We start from the raw sequence: 21,552 nt of genomic DNA, 5'->3' as shown, positions 1-21,552 counted from the left end.
GGATTCCGATGTCACACCCTCTCGCAGAACGATTCGACGGCGCGGCCGAGATCCTCGCCGAGATCGACTCCCGCATCCCCGACACTCGTGACTACCTCGCCGAGACTCGGGCCACGATAGACGCGTACCACCCCAAGCGGCTGCAGCTGGTCGTCGCCGAGATCATCGACGAGACCGCCACCACCAAGACGTTCCGGCTACAGGCCCACGACCAGGCCGCGCTGCCACCGTTCCTGGCCGGTCAGTACGTCAACCTGTTCGTCGACGGCACCAGCCGCCCGTACGCCATCTCGTCGAGTCCCACCCGGCTGGATCACTACGACCTCACCATGCGCCGGGTGCCGGGCGGCCGCATCAGCAACCTGCTCATCGACACCGTCCAGGTCGGTCAGGTGCTCACCAGCACAGGACCGATGGGCACCTTCCACTTCAACCCGCTCTTCCATGGCAACGATGTGGTCTTCCTCGCGGGCGGTTCCGGTGTCGCGCCCGCCATGAGCATGATCCGCGAGATCGCCGAGGCGGGCCTGGACCGCACCTTCCACCTGATCTACGGTTCCCGCGACGCAGGCGATGTCATCTTCCGTGCCGAGCTCGACGCCCTCGCCGCCGCGCACCCCGGCATCGACGTCGACCACGTCATCGCGGAGCCCGACGCCGAATGGATCGGCGCCACCGGCTTTCTCACCGCGGACACCATCCGCTCCCTCGCGGGCGCCCTCGACAATCGGATGGTCTATGTCTGCGGCCCCCAGGCCCTCTACCCCTACGCCCTCGCCCAGCTGACCGAGCTCGGCCAAGCGCGCAAGCGAATCCGCTTCGAGGCCAACGGCGCTCCGAACGACCCCACCGCTCAACCGCATTGGCCCGCCGGGGTGGATCCGGCCGGTGAGGTCACCGTCACCGTCGGCAGTGCCTCCTTCCGTACACCGCGCAACCGTCCGCTGCTGGACGCTTTGGAGGACAACAACCTTCGCCCCGAAGCGGCGTGCCGTTCCGGCGAATGCAGCCTGTGCCGGGTGCGCGTCGTGAAAGGCCAGGTGCACACCGCGGAGGAGGCCAAACTCCGCCTCTCCGACGCGCAGTTCGACTACACCCACTCCTGTGTCGCCTATCCGATCAGCGATGTGGAGCTCGACCTGTGACCTCGAGCGACACCAGCCCGAGCCACTACCGCAGCAATCTCCGCGATCTCGAATTCAACCTGTTCGAGGTCCTCGGCCTGGACGCACTGCTCGACGACGAGGCGTTCGGCGACCTCGACACCGGCACCGTGCGCGCCATGCTCGCCGAAATGCGCCGCGTCGCCGAAGGTCCGCTGAGCGCGTCGTTCGCCGCCGCCGACCGCGAGCCGCCGGTGTTCGACCCCGACACGCACTCGGTCACGCTGCCCGAGTCGTTCAAGCGCAGCTACCGGGCGCTGCGCGAGATCGGCTGGGAGAAGATCGGGGTTCCGGCGGAACTGGGCGGCACTCCCGTGCCGAGGGCGCTCTACTGGGCGCTGGCGGAGATGATCGTCGGCGCCCAGCCCGCCGCCTTCATCTACGCGCTCGGCCCGAGCATGGCCGCGCTGTTCCACCACGGCGGCGACGAGCAGCGGCGCATGGTGCGCGCCGCTGTCGACAACGGCTGGGGCGGCACCATGGTGCTCACCGAACCCGACGCCGGATCCGACGTCGGCGCGGCGCGCACCAAGGCGATCGCCCAACCCGACGGGTCCTGGCATCTCGAAGGGGCCAAGCGGTTCATCAGCTCGGGCGACTCCGACGATCTGTTCGACAACATCGCCCACCTGGTGCTGGCCCGTCCCGAAGGCGCGGGGCCCGGCACCAAGGGCCTGTCGCTGTTCTTCGTGCCGAAGTTCCATTTCGACCCGGAGACAGGCGAACTCGGTGAACGCAACGGCGTGTTCGTCACCGGCGTCGAACACAAGATGGGACTGAAGGTCTCGGCCACCTGCGAACTCACCTTCGGCGGGCACGGCATCCCGGCCAAGGGCTGGCTCATCGGGGAAAGGGACACCGGCATCGCGCAGATGTTCCGCATCATCGAGAACGCGCGAATGATGGTGGGCACCAAGGCCATCGCCACACTGTCCACGGGCTATCTGCACGCCCGCGACTACGCGCGCAGCCGGATACAGGGCGCCGATCTGCTCCGGATGGGCGACCCCACCGCGCCGCGCGTGCCCGTGATCGCCCATCCGGACGTCCGACGCTCGCTGATGCTGCAGAAGGCGTATGCCGAAGGGCTGCGCGCGGTGTATCTCTACACCGCGGCACACCAGGATCCACTGGTGGCCCAACGGGTTTCCGGCGCCGACGCGGATATCGCGGCGCGCGTCAACGACCTGCTGCTGCCGATCGTCAAGGGTGTCGGCTCCGAACGCGCCTATCAGTACCTCGGTGAATCGTTGCAAACCTTCGGCGGCTCGGGATATCTGCAGGACTACCCGCTCGAGCAATACATTCGCGACGCCAAGATCGACTCCGTCTACGAGGGCACCACCGCCATCCAGGCTCAGGACTTCTTCTTCCGCAAGATCATTCGTGACAAGGGTGTGGCGTTGGCGCACCTCGCGGGACAGATCCAGAAGTTCGTCGACAACGGCGCAAACGACTTCGCGTCCGAGCGAAAACTCTTGGAGACGGCCTTGCAGGACGTCCAGGCCATGGCCGGTGCCCTGACCGGACACCTCATGGCGGCACAGCAGGATCCGGCTCAGCTGTACCTCATCGGGCTCGGTTCGGTGCGATTCCTGCTCGCGGTCGGTGATCTGCTCATCGGCTGGCAACTGCTGCACCAGGCGGAGATCGCCGCCGCGGCCTTGGCCGGAGCGGGCACTGCGGGACCGGACGTGCCGTTCTATCGGGGCAAGATCGCGGCCGCGCGGTTCTTCGCCCGCACCGTGCTACCGATGCTGTCGGCCACCCGAGCCGTGCTGTCGAACCTCGACGGCGACGTGATGAAGCTCGGCGAAGCCGCCTTCTGAGCGAGCAGCCGTCGGTGGGTGGAGCGATCGGCTCCACCCACCGACGGCCGACGGGAAGTCCGTGACAGCCATCCTTTAGGCAAATAATTGAGTAAGTTACTATTTTGCCATGCTTGCCGACCATCCGCACCTGACGGCGCGTGCCGCATGACCGCCTATTCGCGATACGTCGCTCTCGGCGACAGCCAGACCGAAGGCGTCGGCGACGGCGATGACCGGACCGGAGTGCGCGGTCTGGCCGACCGACTCGCCGAACGGCTCGCCGCGATCGACCCGGACCTGCGCTACGCCAACCTCGCCGTCCGCGGCAAACTCGCCCATCAGGTGCACGCCGAACAACTCGACGCCGCACTGGCACTGCGCCCCGATCTGGCCACCGTGGTCGCGGGGTTCAACGACCTGCTGCGCCCCGGATTCGACGCCGACGAGGTCGCCGGGCACCTGGACGCCATGTTCGCGGCGCTCACCGCCCACGGCGCGGTCGTGGCCACGCTGACCTTCCCCGACGCCGCGCGAATCACCCCGCTCGCGCGCCCGATCAGCGCCAGAGTCACCGCCATGAACGACCGCATCCGCGCCTCCGCCGAACGGCACGGCGTCGTCGTCGCCGATACGACCCCCTACCCCGTCGTCACCGACCCCCGCCTGTGGAGCACGGATCGGCTGCACGCGGGCCCGCTCGGACATCAGCGCATCGCCGACGCCCTGGCCTACGCGCTGCGACTGCCCGGCGCCGACGACCGCTGGACCGAACCCCTGCACCCGCCGCTGCCCGCCCGCGGCACGCTGTCCACCGCGGCGAGCGAACTGCGCTGGGCGGCAACCTTTCTCGGGCCTTGGCTGGGCCGCAGGCTGACCGGGCGCTCGTCCGGCGACGGCCGCACCGCCAAACGCCCCGACCTGCTACCGGTTCGCGACCGCACGCACACCCTGGGCCCCGCGACCGCCGACCGACCCCGGCCGTGATCGAGGGCGGCGGCGACTTGGCCTGGCGATCACCGCCATCGGCGTCACCGCCCTCTCGGCACTGACGGCCCTCGGCACCGCGAGAGTCCTGGTCAACCTCGCCTTTTCATCGCGCTCGGCCTGCCGTCCGCCGGCGCGACTGTGCCGATCGAGGTATCCGTGCACCCCCGACGGAATCCGTGCGCCGTCGCGAGAATTGGTTGTCGATGGTCTACTCGTCTGCCTTTCGGGCGCGTGGTGGCGGCAGACGGAACAGCCCTTTGATCCTGCGCAGAGCCTCGCTGTCACCGCTCGCGGATGCGGCACCGGTTTCGACCGCCTCGGCGAGTGTGAGGCCCTGGCTGGTCAGGTCGAGAAACGCGGACTCACTGATGGTGATGACTGCGTCGGGGTACTGGGCGGGGCCGTGCAGCGTTTCGATCGTTCCGTCATCGACGCGGGCGTGGAAGACTTCGTCATCGATGCGGACCTCGTACACCGCGCGGAGTCCGACGGCGGCCTGCGGGTTGAAGCAGGCTCGCAGTCCGAGGACCGCCCAGCCCGGGTGGAACGTTTCGGCGGGGCGCGGTGCGCCCATCGCCCACTTCAGACCCCACCTGGCCAGCGCGAGGATCGCGGGCTCGAGTTCCTCGCCGGCGTCGGTCAGGGCGTATGCGGGGGTGCGGGCGGGCGGCGGGAGGGTGATCTTGTGGGCCAGCCCCTCGCGTTCGAGATGTTTCAGGCGGGCGGCGAGGAGACCGGTGCCGAGGCCGCGAAGGCTTGCCTGCAGGTCGCTGAATCGCTTGGGTCCGGTCAGCAGTTCGCGGATCAGCAGCAGCGTCCAGCGCTCGCCGACGAGATCGAGGGTGCGCGCGGTCGCGCAGTACTGGTTGTATGTTCGCTGATCCACTTCATCACTCTAAACTTCGCGCTTCTCGTTCTTGAATGACTGAGCTGCCTCCGCCCGCCGGGCCTGGACGACAGGCGTCCTCGGTTCATGCACACCCGGTACGGACTGGTCACGTGTCGGCAGCAAGTAGCCGATCCTCCGCATTTTCGTTCCGCCACTAGGCATTTCCAAACATTGATCTATTGACTTCCTATTTTAGAAGTGAGAAGTTCTATTGCGTTACCTAGGAAGGGAGTTCAACGATGGCCACTGCGCTGTACACGGCTGGGGCACGCGTCACCGGCGGCAGGAACGGCAACGGGCGCACATCCGATGGGCGATTGGATCTGGACCTGCGCCAGCCCAAGGAACTGGGCGGAGATGGTGAGGGCACAAACCCCGAGCAACTCTTCGCGATCGGGTACGCCGCTTGTTTCGGCACAACACTGGCCCTGCTCGGGCAGCGCGGCAAGCTCGAGGCGAACGACGCACAGATCGACTCATCGGTCTCACTTGTCCCGATCGACGGCGGCCGCTTCGAACTCGGCGTCGAACTGCGGATCTCGCTACCCTCCGTCACCAGCGAGCAGGCGATCGAGCTGGTCGAGATGGCCCATCAGGTCTGCCCGTACTCCAACGCCACGCGCGGCAACATCGATGTGGCGCTGGTGGTCAACGGCACCCGGCTGTGATCAGGTCGGGCGCTGTGGCGGCCTCGATTATCGAGCTGAGGCGTCTTCGGTAGGAATCCGCTCGGCGGATCGATCTGGCACGGGTGTGAATCTCGGCCCGGTCACCGCGTGTAGCGGTGCTTGACTCCCACCGGGAAGTAATCCGGGTCGCCTGCCGGGCGCAGCTCGACGTGCGGCAGGTGACGCTCGGCGGGCACGTAGTTCGCGTATTCGCTGTTGTGCGTGAGCAATTCGTCACGGATCGCGACAGCGACGAGCCGGGTGCGGTCGGCGGTGTTCGGCTCGTCGGGCCCGAGCTCGACCGTGATGCGCAGCAGCCGGTCGCGGTCGGCGTCCTCCCACGCCTCCAGCACGAACTTCCCGGTGACCCAGTCGCTGATCTCCGCCCGCTCCAGCCCGAGCGACACCGTCTCCGGAAAGACGTTGGCGCCGAACACCGAGACGGCGTGGATGGCGCGGCCGAAGACGAAGACGAACGGCAGATCCGGGCCGGTCTCCTCCTCCGGTTCGAAGCCGTGTGCCTTGCAGAACTCCACCAGGCGCTCGTGCGGGATGACGCCGCCGTCGTCGGCGATGTGATAGCGGATCAGCGGCACACCGGAATCGGCGGTGAACGCCAGTGTGCCGTCGACGGTTTCGAAATAGCGGTCGGCCGGGTTGTACTGCAACAGGGTCGGCAGTCGCTCGCCGCCGAACAGTTCCCGCGCCGGACCCGGATGCTCGGCGAGGAACCGCCGGATGCGCACACTGAGCGGGGTTTCGTTGCCGAGCACGCCGCCGTCCGCGGTGCCGTAGAGCGCGGCGACGTCGCGGACCGGATCCAGCCCGGCGCGCTTGCCCATCAGATCGCGCCACTGCTCGCTGAACACCTCGCCCGCGCACACCAGCTTCAGCGCGAAGCGCGACCAGTCGACGCCGTCGTGCAGGCCGGTGTCGACAACGTCTTTGAGGAAAGGCGGATAACCGAACAGCACCACCTGGTCGAAGTGCGGACCGAGTTCCGGTACCACGCGCAGGATCTCGGCCTTGTTGTTGCCCGGTGCCACAATCGTCATGGCCAGTTCGGCGGCCAGCCCGCGCAGGCAGGACAGCGTGTAGAGACCGCCGACCCAGGTGCCGAGCGGGAAGCAGACCACCGCGAGGGTGCGCCGATGGGTGGCGTCGAAGCTGTGCACGAGGACCTGTTCGAAGCGCCGGGTCGCGGCCGCTTCGTCGGCGGCGGAACGGGGCCAGAAGGTGGGCGTCCCCGTCGAGCCGGACGACACCGCGATCAGATCGCATGCGCCGAGATCGCCGTCCCGGCACCGCTGCGGCAGCGGATAGCGGTGGTGGTAGTTCTCCTTGGTGATCAGCGGAACTCGCGCGAATCCCGCGGCGTCGGCGACCGACGCCGGGTCGATGCCGTGGCTGTCGAGGAAGGCGCGATAGGCCGGTACGGTCGTCGCCGTTCGCTGGAACAACGCCACGAGCCGCTGCTGCAGATCCGAATCCATCTCCGGCCCTTCCGCGAGGCGAAACCTGCGTCGGAGACCAACGTACCGCCGGACGCTGCCGCGCGTGGAGATCCACGCGGATCGCCGTCGTTCGCGCGCTCCGTGGTCGCGGCGGTCTGGCATGCCACGACATTGCTGTGGCGGCCGCCCGCTCCAGTCGCCGTGTTCCGCTCGTAGCGCTGATGTTTGCGGCGCCGAGAATTTGATCTTGATCACTCGCGAGATGAACGTCCGTCTGCGCCGAGGTAAGTCCTGCCGAATGCCCGATGAAATCGGGGTCGGGAGGCTTCTCCCCCGGACCTCGGGATGACTTACGTTCGGGCTCATACCGACCGGCCTTGATGTTGGGGAAATGCTTCGATGAACGATGTCTTCAAGACAGCACGGGTGATCGCCGCTGCGGACCACGCGATGACGGTAAGCAGGCACGGCCAGCATCTGATCCCGTGCGTGACGACGGAAACCTGTGGCGCCGAGGGAATTTCGGCGGCCATGATCACCATGGCGCCGGGCAAGGTGGCTTGGGCGCATTACCACGCCCACAGCGAGACCATCGTGCTGTGCCTGCAGGGGCGAGCGGCGACGCTGGTCGGCCCGGAACTGACGCCGCAGCTGCACGGTCCCGGCGAATTCCCCTACATCCCCGCGGGCGTCGTGCACGTGGCGGTGAACCTCAGCGACACCGAGGAATTGACGGCCGTCGACATCCGCACCGATCCGCTCTTCAGCGACGATCTGGTGCTGGCGCCGGAATCTGATATCGCGGCCGCCGACATCGCCGCGCGGTTGCGGCGGGAACTCGCCCCGGCACACGCGTGAGCGTCACCGTCGAACGAGGGGCGGCGGCCCCGAGCGGACAGATCGATGACCTCTTCGCCGCGCAGGCGCGCCATCCCACGGTGATCTCGTTCGGCGTAGGCGCGCCGGACCCCGCGCTGCTGCCCGCGTTCTGGTTCTACGCGCCCGACAGCACCGTCTACATCACGTCGCTGTCGAAAACCCTTGCCCCCGCGCTGCGCATCGGCATCACCGTGCTGCCGGATCAGCTCGTCGAACCGGTGCTGGCCCTGAAACAGGGCATCGACATGCAGACCTCGGTCCTCAACCAGGCGATCGCCGCCGAATTCCTCGACAGTGCAACGGCATCCGCGCATCTGGACCACATCATCGCCGTGTACGCCGCCGAAATGGACGCGGTCACGACCGCGCTGGAACGGCACTTCCCCGACGGCTTCTCCTGGACCGACCCGGACGGCGGCATGTTCGTCTGGATCGAGGGCCCCGCCGATTTCGACGCCGTGGCGCTCGCGCAGCCCGCGCGGGAGGCCGGGGTGGTCTTCATTCCGGGGACCATGTTCTACGCCCAGGACGACGCGCCCCGCAATGCGATGCGACTCAGCATCGCGGGCGTGCCGCAGGACGACATCGACCGCGGCATCGCCCTGCTGGCCGACCTGTGCGGGTCGCGATGAGCGTGATCGGCGTGTGGGAGGTGGTCGCCGACGGCGCGCCGTTCTCCCACCACGTCATGACATTTCACGCGGACGGCACCTTACTCCAGTCGAACCCCGACCACGGCAACCGAGCCACCAGCGACAGCAACGGCATGGGCGTCTGGCGAGCCGACGGAGCGCGGGTCACGGGCGCATTCCTGGAATTCACGGTCGACCGCGACGATCCGAGCCGGATACGCAAGGGCGTCGTTCGATTCGAACTGACCGTTGGCGATATTGAGTTCACCGGCACGGCGAGCGCCACTTTTCAGGACCTGGACGGCACTGTCGCCGACGGGCCCCTCCCCGCCCGGCTCACCGGGCGCCGCTTCGACCCTTTCGTGCACTGACCGAACGGCAACAACCTCTTGGATCGACCAGGCCCCGGCACCGAGATGCGCTGAGACCCACGCGGATCGCCGCTTTCTCGCTATCTTCGAGAGGGGCTCGCCGTCAATTCGCGGTGGCCGCGGCGCGATACATCCGCCGGAGGACGTCGCGGAGGATCGGGGGACGACAGTGCGAGCGAATCGGTGCGGACTGGTGGCCGTGGTTGCGGCCGTGGGATTGCTGATCTCGGGCTGCGTGATCGGGCCGAGGGTGGATGGCCGGGCAACGCCTTCCCCCGCCCCGCTGCCCACACTGCAGGATTACGAGGCTCAGCGGATCGACTGGGCGCCGTGCGCCGGATACCCGGGCGCGGACTGCGGGGAGATCCGCGTGCCTGTCGACTACGACCACCCTGGAGTTGCGGCCATCGCCATGCCGCTGGTGCGTTTACGCGCCGCCAATCCCGCCCGGCGCCTCGGCGTGCTCACCAGCAACCCCGGCGGTCCCGGCGAATCCGGTTACGAGAACGTCCTTTCCGCGCTCGACCCGCGGGACACCGGTCTGCGCAAGTTCCGCATCCGCTACGACCTGGTCGGTTTCGACCCGCGCGGCGTCGGCCGGACCGCGCCTGTGCAGTGCCTGAGCGATCGCGCGATGGACGACTACCTGGCCACCGATTTCACCCCGGTCGACGACGCGGGCCGCCGGTCGGTCGCCGAGGCGCACCGCCGCTACGCCACCGCGTGCCTGCGCAACACCGGCACCTTGCTCGGTTTCGTCGGCACCGAGTTCGTGGTGCGCGACATGGACATTATGCGTTCGGCGCTCGGCGAGGCGAAGCTGAATTTCTTCGGCTTCTCCTACGGCACCCGGATCGGGCAGCTGTACGCCGAGCGGTTCCCGGATCGGGTCGGTCGGATGGTGCTCGACTCCGTGGACGATCCGAGCCTGCCTACCGACCGGTGGGAGGCGCTCGACGTGTCCGGCACCCCGGCACCGGGCGAGCTCTCGCCGCGAGATCGCTTGGTGCGCACCATGCTCGACGCGTGCGCGCAGCGCACGGACTGCCCCGTCGGCAACGACGCGGACGCCGCCATGCGGCGGCTGCGTGACCTGATCGCCCGGGTGGACGCCGAGCCCATCCGCACCACCGACGACCGCAGAGTCGGCTCCAATCTGGCGCTGCTCGGCATCTTCCAGGCGACCTACGACGAACGCTACTGGCCGCGATTCGAGCGCGCGTTCGCCGACGCGCTGCGCGGTGACGGCACCGGGCTCGCCGAGCTGGCCGACCTCTACGTCGGCCGCGACCAGGGGCGCTACAGCTCGTCGGATCCGGCGTTCTGGGCCGTGGAATGCCTCGACGACGACCCGAACGCGTGGCGGTCCAAGTCCGAGGACGTGATCCTTGGGGAACTGGCGCGCGAGGCCGAATGGGTGGCCGGGCAGTCACCGCTGTTCGGCGCGAACCGCGTGTTCAGCACCCCGCTGTGCCTGTTCTGGCCGGTGCCGCCGACGCAGAAGTCACAGGGCGTGGACGCGGCGGGTGCGCCGCCCATCCTGCTGCTCAACAACAGCGGCGACCCGGCCACCCCGCTCGAAGACGCCGAGAACGTCGCCGCCACCCTGACCGACGCCGTGCTCGTGATCAACGAACACGACGGTCACATCGCCTTCGACAACGGTTCCTCCTGCGTGGACGCCATCGTCGTCGCCTACCTCTACGACGGCGTGCTGCCCCCGGACGGGACCCGTTGCACGAACTGACCGGGCCCGCGCGCACCTCCCCTTTCAGCGCTCCCGGCGGACTCGGTCCCGCCGCGCCCCTCTAGAGTCGATGGGTGACCTGGACCGTCGGTTTCGACCTCGACATGACGCTGATCGACTCGCGACCGGGAGTCTCTTTCGCCATCGACACCGTCGCCGCGGAATTCCAGCTGCCGCTGCGCGGCGCCGACTTCGTGCAGCGACTGGGCCCGCCGCTCGATCTGCTGCTGGCCGACGCGGGCGCCCCCGACGAGCTCATTCCCGCCCTCATCGCCCGCTACCGCGAGCTGTATCCGGACGTGGTGCCACGCATCCCCGCCATGCCCGGCGCGGCCGCGGCCCTGGCCGCGGTGGCCGCGCGCAGCGGACGGCTGATGGTGGTGACCGGCAAGTACCAGCCGCACGCGCAGCTCCATCTGGACGAGCTGGGCTGGCGGATCGACCACCTGGCGGGCGGGCTGTGGTCCACCGGCAAGGCCGAGGCGCTGCGCGCGCAAGGTGCGTCCGTCTACGTCGGCGATCACGCCGGTGACATGCGCGGCGCCAAAGCCGCCGACGCGTTCGCGGTGGGTGTCACCACCGGACCGTGCGACGCCGCCGAACTGCGCGCGGCGGGAGCCGACATCGTTCTCGGCGACCTGACCGAATTCCCGTCCTGGCTCACCGAATACGCGGCCGCCTGAGCGCGCGGCGGGTCAGTCGGCGGCGGTGATCTCGAGGTGCGGCCGGTGCCTGCGCATCGCCTCGGTGACCTGGAGCAGCGGGACCGAGAGCGAGGTCATGGGAATCGACGGCGCGGTGGCGATCGCCAACTCCTGATCCGGGTGTGTGAGTACCAGATCGATGGCATCGCCGCTCGGGCAGCGGCGCACCCGGACGTGATCCACCATCGACCACGCGATCCGGCCGAACGCCCGGTGTTCCACGACCTCGTCGGTGATGACCAGATCCGGCCTGCGCCGCAGCCCGGACCACGCCATCTCGGCGCCGATCGCAAGGAAGACCAGTGCGCCGATCTTCCCCGCGATCACCGCCGTGCCGGTCACGATCGCGACCACGCAGATCACGGCGAGCATCAGGCAGGCGGCCGCTACTCCCAGCGTCGTCCGCATCGATCGGAACACCGTGTCCGGCCGTCGCGACTTCCGCACATGCATGCGCGCATCCTAGCGGTGCCTCACCAAGGGACCGGCCCGCGCCGGTCGAAGAACCCGCCCGTGGGTCCGCCCGGTTCGCCGGAGGCCAGGCGCACGACGGCGTCGGTGCCTTCGGCAACGGTCTGCACGCCCGTGTTGTTGTTCAAATCCGTTGCGGTATAGCCGGGATCGACCGCGTTGACCCGGAAATCGGGCAGCGCCCGCGCGTACTGGGAGGTGATCGCGTTGAGCGCGGACTTCGACGACGGGTAGGGCAGGCCGAGCAGAGTGGATTCCAGCCGGGTGGGATCGGAAGTCAGGGTCAGCGATCCAATGCCGCTGGAGACCATGACGATTCGCGGGTGCGACGACGCGCGCAGCAGCGGCAGAAAGGCGTGGGTCACCTCGACGACGCCGAAGACGTTGGTCTCGAACACTTCTCGGAAGTCGGCGGCCACGCAGTCCGGCGGGGCGGCGAGAGTGCCGCCGATCGCCGCGTTGTTGACGAGCACGTCCAAGTGGTCGGCGCGCTCGCGGACCGACTCGACGGCGGCGGCTACGGAGGACGCCGACGTCACGTCCAGCTCGACGAATTCGACGTCGAGACCCGATTCGGCAAGCTCGGTCGCCGCCCGCTCGCCGCGCTCGGCGTCCCTTGCGCCGAGGAAGACGCGCCATCCGAGTCCGGCCAGCCTGCGCACCATCTCCCGGCCCAATCCCTTGTTGGCCCCGGTGACCAGGGCGATCGTGGTGGAGTTCACGATCCGAGCGTGTCCGCGCGGCGCGCTGCGCGCCAGGACCGCCATGTCCTGGGATCGGCCGTACCACCCCGCCGCCGCCGATGTCCGGCATCATCGGGTCATGGACCGCATCGAGCTCGCCGCGTTGTTGCGGCAGGCGCGCGCTGGCGTGGGACCGCGCGATGTCGGTCTGCCCGTCGGCGTGCGACGGCAGGTGCCAGGGCTGCGGCGTGAGGAGGTGGCGCTGCTGGCCGGGGTGAGATGTCGGTTACACACTCCCCAAATGCCCGCGTATGGGGAGGGAGACGACGATGTCACCTCCCCGTACTCCCTACAGCAGCCCCATGATTCGGCGCGGCGAGAGCGCGGATCGTGGTTGATCGGTTGGGCAGTGGTCGAACCGCCAACATCGGTCCGCGGACCCGGGACACGGGGTCCGGCGCGGACGGATGTCCCCAGATCGGTCTTCGACCACATTGCTACCACCAAGTCAGGTGCTCAGCTCGTGACGCGATCCACCCATGCGTACTGGCAATCGGCTAACGGTCCGCCGAGCGGCAACGGCTCGAACCGGCGGCACGTTCACATCTGGGACAGCGCACTTGATTCACGTTGGTTCTGTGACCACGCGGTGATGTTCGTACCAAATTCCAGGGACGGTCGATCCGTCCGGCAAAGGCTGCGGTCGCCGATCCTTTTCTGTTGCGCCGATCTTGTCGCAGATGCGCTGCACCGCGAGATTCGACTCGTTCGTGCCGATCTCTACGCTGGTGTATCCGGTGTCGTGGATCGCGTCGACGAGGGCGGCCACCGCTTCGCTCGCATAGCCGGCTCGCCGGTGACTGGGGCCAATCCACCAACCGATCGACGCGAACGACGTCTGGTCGTCGCCGGGGTGCACAGTCGCGCCACCGATCACGGTTGCGTCTGATCGCGACTCGATCACCAGAAGCCCGGGAGTCGGGCGGCCGCGCCCGACCGCCTTGATCAGTGCCCGGCCATTTCGTTCTGTCCAACCGTTGCTGGCGAGCATCGCATCGTCGATCGTGGCCTCGAGCGGGACTGCGTCCTTCGGCGCCGGTCGGCGCAGGGTGAGCCGCGAGGTTTCGATGTCCCGCAGGACGTCATAGCGTGCACTGCTTTCCTTGCTGGCAAGTTCGCTGACGCGCCACACCCAGAGCCAGACCGCGACGAGTACGGTGGCCACCACGATCAGCAGCCAGACACCAACGATGAGTTCGGTTGCGGCGGAGGGAAATACGGCTGTAGCCGCGACGCCGATGACTGCTGCGGGAAACCCGAGGAGCGCGATCCATCCCGCCAGCCCAATGGTGGCACGGCGGGGCCGGTGCTGAAATTCCGCTTTGGCAGCAGCGATTCGCCAGGTGGGGAACATGCTCGAACAGTATTCGATTCCGTCGTATTCGTCGCGGATCCGTCGTTTGGTTCTTCGGCAAGCAGTGGGCGTGTGGAAAGGATCGGGGGCGATGCGCTGTGGACCCAGGAGAGCTTCTGCGCACTGGTTCCGAAGAATGCACTCTCCTGCCGCTGGGCGCGCGGTTGACGAACGTCCGCCTCTGCCGAGTTGAGGATGTTCAAAGGGCTAGGGGCATGGGTGGCGAGCGCTACGACCCGAACAACCTGCATTCGCTGTGCCGCCCAAGACATGAGGCGAACACCATTGTCGGTGCCCTCGGCCCGCGCTGGGCATACCTGAATTGCCGCCGATCCTGCTGCACTCGCGACGCCCTCTGAATGGGTTCGGGCTCCGCGACTTCGGAGTCTCCTACCGGACCCACACGATTTCTCCACATTTGGTAACCGGATCGGACGCAACTGGTCGATACAGTGACCGCGTGTTTGCTCGTGATCCATCGTGGAATCGCTTGAACCGTCTCGCGTACCTATTGCATGTTGTTGCCGTCGGCGTGCTGGCTGTGGCGTGGGTGGCGATCGGGCTCGGACTGTACTCGGAGCCGGGATCGGATCCACGGTTCGAGTTCGAAGCGGGCGGCCGCTTCGCGGCCAACCTCATGGTCTATTGGCCGTTCCTGCTTGTGATTAGCCCGGTGCTGGTCGTCACTGGCATTTTCGGGCTGATGCCATACCGGTTCGCGCCTGGCGGCACCATCGCGGGTGGGGTAGTTGCCAGTTTGTTCGCTCAGTGGGTGGGGACCGAGCTGTACTTGTCCGATTACAAGCCGGAGTTATCCGGACACCTCGACACGAGCATCGTCGCGGCGTGCTTCGCACTTGCCGCAGCGTTCGCGGCAGCCTTCTTGCACTTGTATGGCAACCGATCCGGTCGGACGCGCGCCGCCTCGATGCGAGGCGGAGCAGTGCTGGTAGTTGCCATTCTCGTCAGTGTGGTGGTCACGATTCCGCCGCTGATCGCGGGCAGCGGCACCCCGTCCGGTGTCCTGGCTCGGCTCGTCACCGACGCCCATTGCGGCAGGAACTTGTCGGACTGGACCGACGAGGGACAGACGACCGTCTACACAGGCGGCGCGACACAGTCGTATCCGCCGAAGGATGTGCCTGACAACGTGTTCGGGGTCGTGGTCACACTGCGTAACGGCACAGGCAGCGTCGAAACTACCCCGCCGACCGCGATCTCGTTCCGAGACGAGCTGCCATTACGGTCGGGTCCGCCGGGAACCGAAGTGATGCTGTATCAGCCTGGTACAGGCAACGAGTTCGCGTTTACTCACCTGCGCGCTCCGAATTGTGAGGCTGGCAGTAGCCGGGTGGTTTCGGCGACCTACAAATATGCGGATTACGGCGGAACGAGCACGTCTCAGATTCAGGGCACGGTATCTCGTAGCGACTAACGCGCTGGCAGGGTGTTTGATAGCCGTCGCTGATCTGGATGTCCGCACATCTGGGTCGGCCAAACGCACCATATTGCCGCTGACAGTCAGAATTCCTTACTGGGTTCGGAACGCTTGGACCGTTCTTCGAAAGGCGATGCCGGGCCTGCCCGAGGTTGGCGGGCTCCCGCCCCGGCCGTCGAGCCGCACGCGCGCATCAACCACCGTGACATCCGGCCAGGACATCGGCCCACCTTTGACGCTCAACGAACCGGCAACCGCGAACGGCGTTCCGCCGAGAGCCAGACCTGGCCGCAACGGCCGACCGAACGCGTCCCGGAGCGTGCCGTCCTGCCTCAGTCGGTGCCCTCCTGCACCGGATAGTGGATGATGACCGCACCGCCGGTGGCGTAGTTGACGACATCGGCGGCCGCCCGCTGGCCTTGCGGCGACGCCGACGCCGCGGCCATGGCGGCGGCGTCAGCGTAGTCGGCTTCGAAGACCGCGAAATACGGCGCTTCTCCGTTGGTCGCCGCCACGTCGAAGCTGTAGCGCCACGCAAGTAGGCCGGGCATCTCTATGACCAGTGGAAGGTGTTTGGTCACGTAGTAGTCGCGGAAGTGGTCGGGGTCGGCGGGCTTGGGATATAGGACCAGCAGCTTATGCATGACTGCCTCCTGCATCTACCGCGGTCGGTTGAATCGTCATATGTGCAGGTTAGGGCTTGATGTGTGGTCGAGGGAAAGACCGGGACGCGATAGGCTCAGAACGGATCGTTATCAATCGACGGGGAGGGCATGTGGCGCCGGATACGGTGAGCCTGCGGTACTTTCTGGTGCTGGCGCAGGAGTTGAACTTCACCCGCGCGGCCGCACGGATCGGTATCGCGCAGCCCGCACTCAGTGCCCGGATGCGCCGATTGGAGGCGGAACTCGGTACGAGCCTGCTGGTTCGTGACACGCGTAGCGTCGTATTGACCACGGCCGGTGCGGCTTTGGCGGAGTCCGCGCCGCCCGCGCTGGCGGCGCTGGACCGGGCATGGGACACCGCCCGGAATGCGGGGGCCGGTGAACTGGGCACGCTGCGCATCGGATACAGCCTCAGCGCGGGGGCCGAGACGGCGCCGGTCCTGGTGGACAGGCTCATTCGCAGCAGCCCGGGACTCGAGGTCGGTGCGGTCCCGATGGCGACACCGGAGATCTCTCCCGCGGTCGCCGACGGCCGCATCGATGCGGGGATCACCCGCGGTGAACAGCCGGGTCGTGGCGTGCGCCGGTTCCTGCTGCGGCGTGTACGCGTCGGGGTCCAGCTGGCGCAGCATCATCCGCTGGCCGAACACCCGGAGATCGAGATCGCCGATGCGGCCGCGTATCCGCTGCGACTCCCCGACCGCACCGCCAACCCCGTGATCCACGATCAGCTGTCCGCAGTGTTCCGCGACACCCGGCCACACCTCCGATTCCACACGCCCGCAGTCTCTTTCGACCCGTCTCAGCGCGACCTACGCGACGGGCTCACCCTCGCCCCGGCCGGTGAAGCCGCGGTCACGATCACACCGGCCGGTCTCACGTGGCGACCGCTGCGGGGCGCACCCACCTTGACGATCCACCTGGTCCTCCCGCGCGTGCAGTCACCACTACACCGCCGCATCCGTACCGTCGCCAAGACCTTGGCACACGAGCTGCACTGGCTGCCGGACTGACGCGCAGCAGGTCACGCAAATTGCCGACGACGATGACGATCCCCTGCACCGCCAAAACCCTCAACAGCGGATGTGACCAGGAAATCGGTACGAGCACGAGCAATTGCCCAACCGGCACCACGATCCCGAGTACTACAGCGACCACCAGCAGCAGCCAGCCCACCCGTGCGACCCACCCCCGCGCCGGCGCACCGGGCTGACCTCCTCCGGCCCCCGGGGTCTGTCGCCGAAACCGGCCTCGCCAACCAGGACGCCCCCCACCGCCCGTCTCGTGGGCGTCATGTTCGCCGCTTTCCGACATACCGGAACTATCGTGCATCAGCTAACTCATAACAATCACGCTGGGTGGTGTCCTAACGCCAGCACCGCCACCTTCGCAGTAATAGATCCACCGCAACGTCCGCCCCCTGCGTGCTCGCGCCAACCGCAGGGGGTCGAGAACGCACTTACATTGCCGCCTATCGCGCGGTCGGACAGCCTGTCTGGCACTCGAAATGCCTCCCGGGCGCTGACTGAATCGGCCGACCCGGTTGGTGGTGGAACTGAGAGAGGAATTCTGAGCTGTTCTTCGCGCTGCTCAGGCGACATGGAGTACGTAGTGTGCCATCTGGCCGAGGTGACATGTCGGTTACGCACTCCTCAAATGCCCGCCTGCGGGAGGGAGACGACGATGTCACCTCTCCCTACAGCAGCCCCGTGATTCGGCGCGGCGAGAGCACGAATCCTGATGGATCGGTTAGGCAGTGGTGGAACCGCTGCCGCCGGTCCGAGGACCCGGAACAGGCGCGGACGGATGTCCCCAGATCGGTCTTCGACCACATCGCTACCACCAAGTCGGCAAGCATCCTCGAATGTCGATGATCAGGCGCCGTCCTTTCGAGTGATGGTTGTACTTCTACTCCGCAACAAGTAGCGGCGGGCGCCCGGCGATTGGGACCACGCGGCGAGTGGAAATCGGTTCTCCGATCCAGGCGGCTCGGGTGTACTGACGATATGACGATCACATCTGCCACCGTGCGTGCCGCCGGTCCCGTCGATCTGTCGCCTGTGTTGGCGTTGGCCGTCGCGTTCTACTCCGAGGACGGTTTCGCCACCGGCGAACCCGAGTTGCGTGGCAACCTCGCGACGTTGCTCGCCTCGCCTGCGGCGCGAGTCGCGGTGGCGCATTCTGCGGATCGGCTGCTCGGGTTCGCCGTCACCACTACCAGCTTCGGTCTGGAGAGTGGACTGGTTGCCGAACTCGAGGATCTGTTCGTGGTGCCTGCTGAGCGGCGCCGCGGGCTGGCCGGACAGCTCATCGAGGACAGTGTCGGGTGGGCGCGCGAGCGAGGTTGCCGGTGTCTGGAGTTGGTCATCGCGCCGAACGGCCGCGATGTCGGGCATTTGTTCGCATACTATCTCGCACGCGGTTTCCACAACGATGGTCGTCGCCTGATCAGCAGGCGGCTCTGATTCGACCTGCCGTCAGCTGATCCAACGCCGAGGAAGTATCCGCTGATGCCGCTGGGCGGACGATCTGGACAGTGAGATCCACTGCGGTGCAGACCGTCTGATGATGCCGCAGGACGCGCGTACCCCTGGTGGCAGACCCAGCCACATGTCCTGTGTACGACGGAATCGTATCTCTGGATCGGCTCGGTAGGCCACCTGGACTACATCCTGTCCGCCTACATGGCCTCAGCTACATGACATCTCGACCATCCGTGGCCGCCTATCGTGCGGCCGGACAGCCTGTCTGGCACTCGAAATGCCTCCTGGGCGCTGACTGAATCGGCGTAGTGCGCACATCTGGCCGGGGGTGAGATGTCGGTTACACACTCCTCGAATACCCGTACACGGGAGGCAGACGACGATGTCACCTCTCTTTGCAGGCGGCCCCATGATTCGGCGTGGTGAGAGCGCGGATCGTGGTTGATCGGTCAGGCAGTCGGGGAACCGCTACCCGCCGGTCCGCGGCCCCGGGGACACCGGGTCCGGCGCGGACGGAAGCCTCCAGATCGGCCTTCGATCACATCGCTACCACGGAGTTGGTCGGAGCAGCCTGAAATGCCGAATGCAGGATGGTTTTGAAACCCGCCAGTATCGAGAATCGAACGATTTCGCGGCACCACCAGGCAGACAGCTTGCCGCGTGATGAGGGAGTTGGGCCAGGACGAGCTGATCGACCGGTGGACGTGGCTGGGCAAGGAACCAGAGCTGGACGCCACCAAGCGGGGCGCGACGAAACTCGGGTTCGGGCTGATGCTGCGGTTCTATACCAAGCGGAGCCGGTTTCCGCGTGCCCGGGCCGAGATCGCCGACGCTGCGGTCGACTACGTCGCCCGGCAGGTGGATGTAGAGCGGAACGAGATGCGTTCTACGACTTCACCGGCCGTACCAGCAAGCGCACCGGGTCAAGCGGTGGTGTGGTCGGGAGGTGACTATCCCGACCTGTACGACATGCGGTAGGCGATAGGTCCGATGAGCATGGGCTGGTCCAGCATGTCTGCCGTGAACGACACTCCAGTGACCTTCGCCGCCAGGGCGAAGGCTCTCGGCACGACGGCGCTGTAGCTGATGTCCCAGGCGTCCGAGTCGCTCTCGTCTTCATCGGCGTCATAAACATAGTCATCGTCGGTCATGTCCAGCTCCATGCCCAGCTCGCGCATGTAGTCGTTGAGCCGGTCGGGGTCGCAACCCCAACGGATATGCGGGTACTCCAGTCGGTGGCCGGTCACGATCGTCCCGTCGATCGCGTACTCGAGGCTGTGCTCGGCGTAGCCGTGGATGGTGATCGCCAGGACCTCACAGTCTCGCGATAGTTCCGCCAGCGTCTTGCGGTCAGTCATCCACCACCCGACCGGTTCGATGGCCACGCTCCATGCACCGGCCCGAAACACGCCCACGTGACCGCCTCCGTGCACACCGCCAGTCTTGCCGAGGAACTCGACCATCCTGTCGTTGAGCTCTTCGAAGTCCGACTCCTGGCCGGAGTCGTCGCCTTTGCTGAAGCGGCGCACCACCTCCGACGGGTCAAGGTTTCGGAAGAAGCCGACACTGAAGATCTCGCCCAGCGGGTCCGCTTGGCTCTCGGATGCGTTGAGCCACTGGAGTGGGGCCAGGGGATCAGTTGTCGCCATATGGGTCATGGTGGCAGACCCCACCGACAACTAATCGATCGTCTGGAACACCTGATCGACCCACTGTCCTCAGCGCGGAATTCCCGTGGCTCCGTTGACATCCGAGCGGCTCGCCGGGCCGGTCCGCCAGGGTCGGCAGATCACCGGACTTGCTACCACTGGCGACCATCCTTGCCGCGCGGCGAGGTGGCCCTCGGCACCGAGCACATCGGATCGACATCCGGGACCGCCCGAAAGCACTGAAATGCCGCGTAGCGCGCTACCCGAATGGGCATGTCACAGCGGGCGAACGTCGCTTTTCCATACAGAGCATAGGTGTCGGCGGTGCACTCGATCGGCTGGCAGGGAAGGATGTCGATGTGACCGAGTTGCTCGACGACGCTCGTTTGGAACGGACTGCGGTAGTGGCGAACTCCGAGATGAACCGCGAGCGCCGCATCGGCGCATATCGCCGAGAGCTCGGCTTCGATCCGACGGCATGGCTGACAGCGCGGCCGGCACCACAGCGGTGGTTGGATGTGGGATGCGGTAGTGGCCGAGCTCTTTTCGACGCGGCGGCGTCACTGTCCGGGCATGTCGAGATCATCGGCCTGGACCTCGTCGACTTCTTCGCCGGACCCTCACGCCCCGGAGTCGACCTGCTCACCGGGTCGGTGCTGACGTGGCAGCCGCAGGCACCAGTGGAACTCATTACCGCAGTCCACGTCTTGCACTACGTCGGTGACAAGATCGCCGCGCTGACTCGGATGGCGTCCTGGCTCACCGCCGACGGACAGCTCGTCGCCAACTTCGATGCCTCCTCGATCCGGTGGGACGACGGTTCACCAATCGGTAGGCCATTCACTACCTCGCTGCGTCGCAACGGATTCCAGTACGACGCCAGGAACCATCGACTCACCCGCACCGGATATGGCCTGCCCCGCTGGGAGTTCCGGTACCTCGGCGCCGACAACCACGCAGGACCGAACTACACCGGACAGGACTCCGTCGCCGCGCACTACCGCCGATGACCTTTGCGACGCTCGGCACGAGATGGCAACAGCGCCGTGGTTGGGCGCCGCACGGAAGTAGCCGATTACCGTGTCCTACACGGCTGCCTGGCCGTACCGCCGCCAGGCCGGAGCTTCGGAAAGTTATGCCCGGCTCTTACCGCGACAGCGGTAACCACCGCTGCGCCGGTCAGCCCTGACGGCCAACGCCAGGGCAACGCACAGGCCGCCGAATCCTATGCCTCCCGCCAGCAAGATTCCCACGCCAACAATAGCGGTAGCGAGCACAGGAGTGCCGAAGCCGAAGTACACGGCGAACGGACTCGACAGTATTGTGCCGATCAAGCCCCCGATCATGGCCACGATCAGGACAGGTCGGTATTTCATGAATCCGATTCTAGTCTTCGAGTAGCTATTCACTCCGCCCAAGACACCAGCATCACAGACATCCGCAC

Annotated in this window: 22 protein-coding genes; 14 read left to right on the top strand and 8 right to left on the bottom strand. The window is 66.8% G+C overall.

Going from position 1 to position 21,552, the window contains the following annotated elements; genetic code table 11:
• Positions 1–8 precede the first annotated feature (8 nt).
• The 3 genes from AC3EO7_RS21735 (at position 9) to AC3EO7_RS21725 (ending at position 3,958) form a co-directional block, all read left to right on the top strand.
• A complete protein-coding gene (locus tag AC3EO7_RS21735; RefSeq protein WP_435592246.1) occupies positions 9–1,145 on the top strand; it encodes an FAD-binding oxidoreductase in 1,137 nt (378 codons plus the stop codon).
• Positions 1,142–2,992, top strand: coding sequence for an acyl-CoA dehydrogenase (locus tag AC3EO7_RS21730; RefSeq protein WP_435592245.1), 1,851 nt, complete (start codon positions 1,142–1,144; stop codon positions 2,990–2,992). Before AC3EO7_RS21735 ends, AC3EO7_RS21730 begins: the two co-directional genes overlap by 4 nt.
• Positions 2,993–3,139: 147 nt before the next feature.
• Positions 3,140–3,958 (top strand): SGNH/GDSL hydrolase family protein, encoded by an 819-nt coding sequence (locus tag AC3EO7_RS21725; protein WP_431965440.1) that lies wholly within the window; start codon positions 3,140–3,142, stop codon positions 3,956–3,958.
• 211 nt (positions 3,959–4,169) lie between these two features.
• Here AC3EO7_RS21725 and AC3EO7_RS21720 read toward each other — a convergent pair whose 3' ends face one another.
• Entirely contained in the window at positions 4,170–4,847 is a 678-nt protein-coding gene (locus tag AC3EO7_RS21720) for a winged helix-turn-helix transcriptional regulator (RefSeq protein ID WP_431965438.1), read from the bottom strand.
• A gap of 242 nt (positions 4,848–5,089) precedes the next feature.
• Between AC3EO7_RS21720 and AC3EO7_RS21715 the strand changes: the two genes are divergently transcribed.
• Positions 5,090–5,518 (top strand): organic hydroperoxide resistance protein, encoded by a 429-nt coding sequence (locus tag AC3EO7_RS21715; RefSeq protein ID WP_431965436.1) that lies wholly within the window; start codon positions 5,090–5,092, stop codon positions 5,516–5,518.
• A 101-nt stretch (positions 5,519–5,619) separates the two neighbouring features.
• Here AC3EO7_RS21715 and AC3EO7_RS21710 read toward each other — a convergent pair whose 3' ends face one another.
• Complete coding sequence (locus AC3EO7_RS21710) at positions 5,620–7,011, bottom strand: phenylacetate--CoA ligase family protein (protein ID WP_435592244.1); 1,392 nt, start codon at positions 7,009–7,011, stop codon at positions 5,620–5,622.
• Between the two features lie 360 nt (positions 7,012–7,371).
• Between AC3EO7_RS21710 and AC3EO7_RS21705 the strand changes: the two genes are divergently transcribed.
• The 5 genes from AC3EO7_RS21705 to AC3EO7_RS21685 all read left to right on the top strand — a co-directional run bounded on the left by AC3EO7_RS21705 (position 7,372) and on the right by AC3EO7_RS21685 (position 11,284).
• Positions 7,372–7,830, top strand: a complete 459-nt coding sequence (locus AC3EO7_RS21705; protein ID WP_431965432.1) for a cupin domain-containing protein — start codon at positions 7,372–7,374, stop codon at positions 7,828–7,830.
• On the top strand, positions 7,827–8,483 hold the full coding sequence (locus tag AC3EO7_RS21700) for an aminotransferase class I/II-fold pyridoxal phosphate-dependent enzyme (protein WP_435592243.1): 657 nt from the start codon (positions 7,827–7,829) through the stop codon (positions 8,481–8,483). Before AC3EO7_RS21705 ends, AC3EO7_RS21700 begins: the two co-directional genes overlap by 4 nt.
• A complete protein-coding gene (locus tag AC3EO7_RS21695; RefSeq protein WP_435592242.1) occupies positions 8,480–8,854 on the top strand; it encodes a hypothetical protein in 375 nt (124 codons plus the stop codon). The genes AC3EO7_RS21700 and AC3EO7_RS21695 overlap by 4 nt, the downstream gene beginning before the upstream one ends.
• Positions 8,855–9,065: 211 nt before the next feature.
• Positions 9,066–10,601, top strand: coding sequence for an alpha/beta hydrolase (locus tag AC3EO7_RS21690; protein ID WP_435592241.1), 1,536 nt, complete (start codon positions 9,066–9,068; stop codon positions 10,599–10,601).
• Between the two features lie 74 nt (positions 10,602–10,675).
• Positions 10,676–11,284 carry an HAD family hydrolase gene (locus tag AC3EO7_RS21685; RefSeq protein ID WP_431965428.1) on the top strand — a complete coding sequence of 203 codons (609 nt, stop codon included), beginning with the start codon at positions 10,676–10,678 and terminating at the stop codon, positions 11,282–11,284.
• A gap of 12 nt (positions 11,285–11,296) precedes the next feature.
• Here the strand turns inward: AC3EO7_RS21685 and AC3EO7_RS21680 are convergent, their stop codons facing one another.
• The 3 genes from AC3EO7_RS21680 to AC3EO7_RS21670 all read right to left on the bottom strand — a co-directional run bounded on the left by AC3EO7_RS21680 (position 11,297) and on the right by AC3EO7_RS21670 (position 13,873).
• The gene (locus tag AC3EO7_RS21680) at positions 11,297–11,758 is read right to left on the bottom strand and encodes a hypothetical protein (RefSeq protein WP_431965426.1); all 462 of its coding nucleotides are present in this window, start codon (positions 11,756–11,758) and stop codon (positions 11,297–11,299) included.
• 20 nt (positions 11,759–11,778) lie between these two features.
• A complete protein-coding gene (locus tag AC3EO7_RS21675; RefSeq protein ID WP_435592240.1) occupies positions 11,779–12,498 on the bottom strand; it encodes an SDR family oxidoreductase in 720 nt (239 codons plus the stop codon).
• Between the two features lie 586 nt (positions 12,499–13,084).
• The gene (locus tag AC3EO7_RS21670) at positions 13,085–13,873 is read right to left on the bottom strand and encodes a GNAT family N-acetyltransferase (RefSeq protein ID WP_435592239.1); all 789 of its coding nucleotides are present in this window, start codon (positions 13,871–13,873) and stop codon (positions 13,085–13,087) included.
• A 460-nt stretch (positions 13,874–14,333) separates the two neighbouring features.
• On the opposite strand from AC3EO7_RS21670, the gene AC3EO7_RS21665 reads away from it, so the two are divergent.
• Positions 14,334–15,308, top strand: coding sequence for a hypothetical protein (locus tag AC3EO7_RS21665; RefSeq protein WP_435592238.1), 975 nt, complete (start codon positions 14,334–14,336; stop codon positions 15,306–15,308).
• 335 nt (positions 15,309–15,643) lie between these two features.
• On the opposite strand, the gene AC3EO7_RS21660 is transcribed toward AC3EO7_RS21665, so the two are convergent.
• Positions 15,644–15,955, bottom strand: a complete 312-nt coding sequence (locus AC3EO7_RS21660) for an EthD family reductase (protein WP_431972722.1) — start codon at positions 15,953–15,955, stop codon at positions 15,644–15,646.
• Positions 15,956–16,086: 131 nt separating this feature from the next.
• Between AC3EO7_RS21660 and AC3EO7_RS21655 the strand changes: the two genes are divergently transcribed.
• The 3 genes from AC3EO7_RS21655 (at position 16,087) to AC3EO7_RS21645 (ending at position 19,437) form a co-directional block, all read left to right on the top strand.
• Positions 16,087–16,989, top strand: coding sequence for a LysR family transcriptional regulator (locus AC3EO7_RS21655; protein ID WP_435592237.1), 903 nt, complete (start codon positions 16,087–16,089; stop codon positions 16,987–16,989).
• 993 nt (positions 16,990–17,982) lie between these two features.
• The gene (locus AC3EO7_RS21650) at positions 17,983–18,441 is read left to right on the top strand and encodes a GNAT family N-acetyltransferase (RefSeq protein WP_431972736.1); all 459 of its coding nucleotides are present in this window, start codon (positions 17,983–17,985) and stop codon (positions 18,439–18,441) included.
• A gap of 681 nt (positions 18,442–19,122) precedes the next feature.
• A complete protein-coding gene (locus AC3EO7_RS21645) occupies positions 19,123–19,437 on the top strand; it encodes a hypothetical protein (RefSeq protein ID WP_488186283.1) in 315 nt (104 codons plus the stop codon).
• Here AC3EO7_RS21645 and AC3EO7_RS21640 read toward each other — a convergent pair.
• A complete protein-coding gene (locus AC3EO7_RS21640) occupies positions 19,410–20,108 on the bottom strand; it encodes a DUF6461 domain-containing protein (protein ID WP_435592235.1) in 699 nt (232 codons plus the stop codon). The genes AC3EO7_RS21645 and AC3EO7_RS21640 overlap by 28 nt on opposite strands.
• Positions 20,109–20,467: 359 nt before the next feature.
• Between AC3EO7_RS21640 and AC3EO7_RS21635 the strand changes: the two genes are divergently transcribed.
• Complete coding sequence (locus AC3EO7_RS21635) at positions 20,468–21,118, top strand: class I SAM-dependent methyltransferase (RefSeq protein WP_431970025.1); 651 nt, start codon at positions 20,468–20,470, stop codon at positions 21,116–21,118.
• Between the two features lie 123 nt (positions 21,119–21,241).
• Here the strand turns inward: AC3EO7_RS21635 and AC3EO7_RS21630 are convergent.
• On the bottom strand, positions 21,242–21,552 hold a 311-nt coding region (locus AC3EO7_RS21630; RefSeq protein ID WP_435592234.1), incomplete at its 5' end, for a hypothetical protein.

The sequence above is a fragment of the Nocardia sp. bgisy118 genome (assembly GCF_057708605.1).
This window is presented reverse-complemented; position numbering and strand designations above follow the sequence as displayed.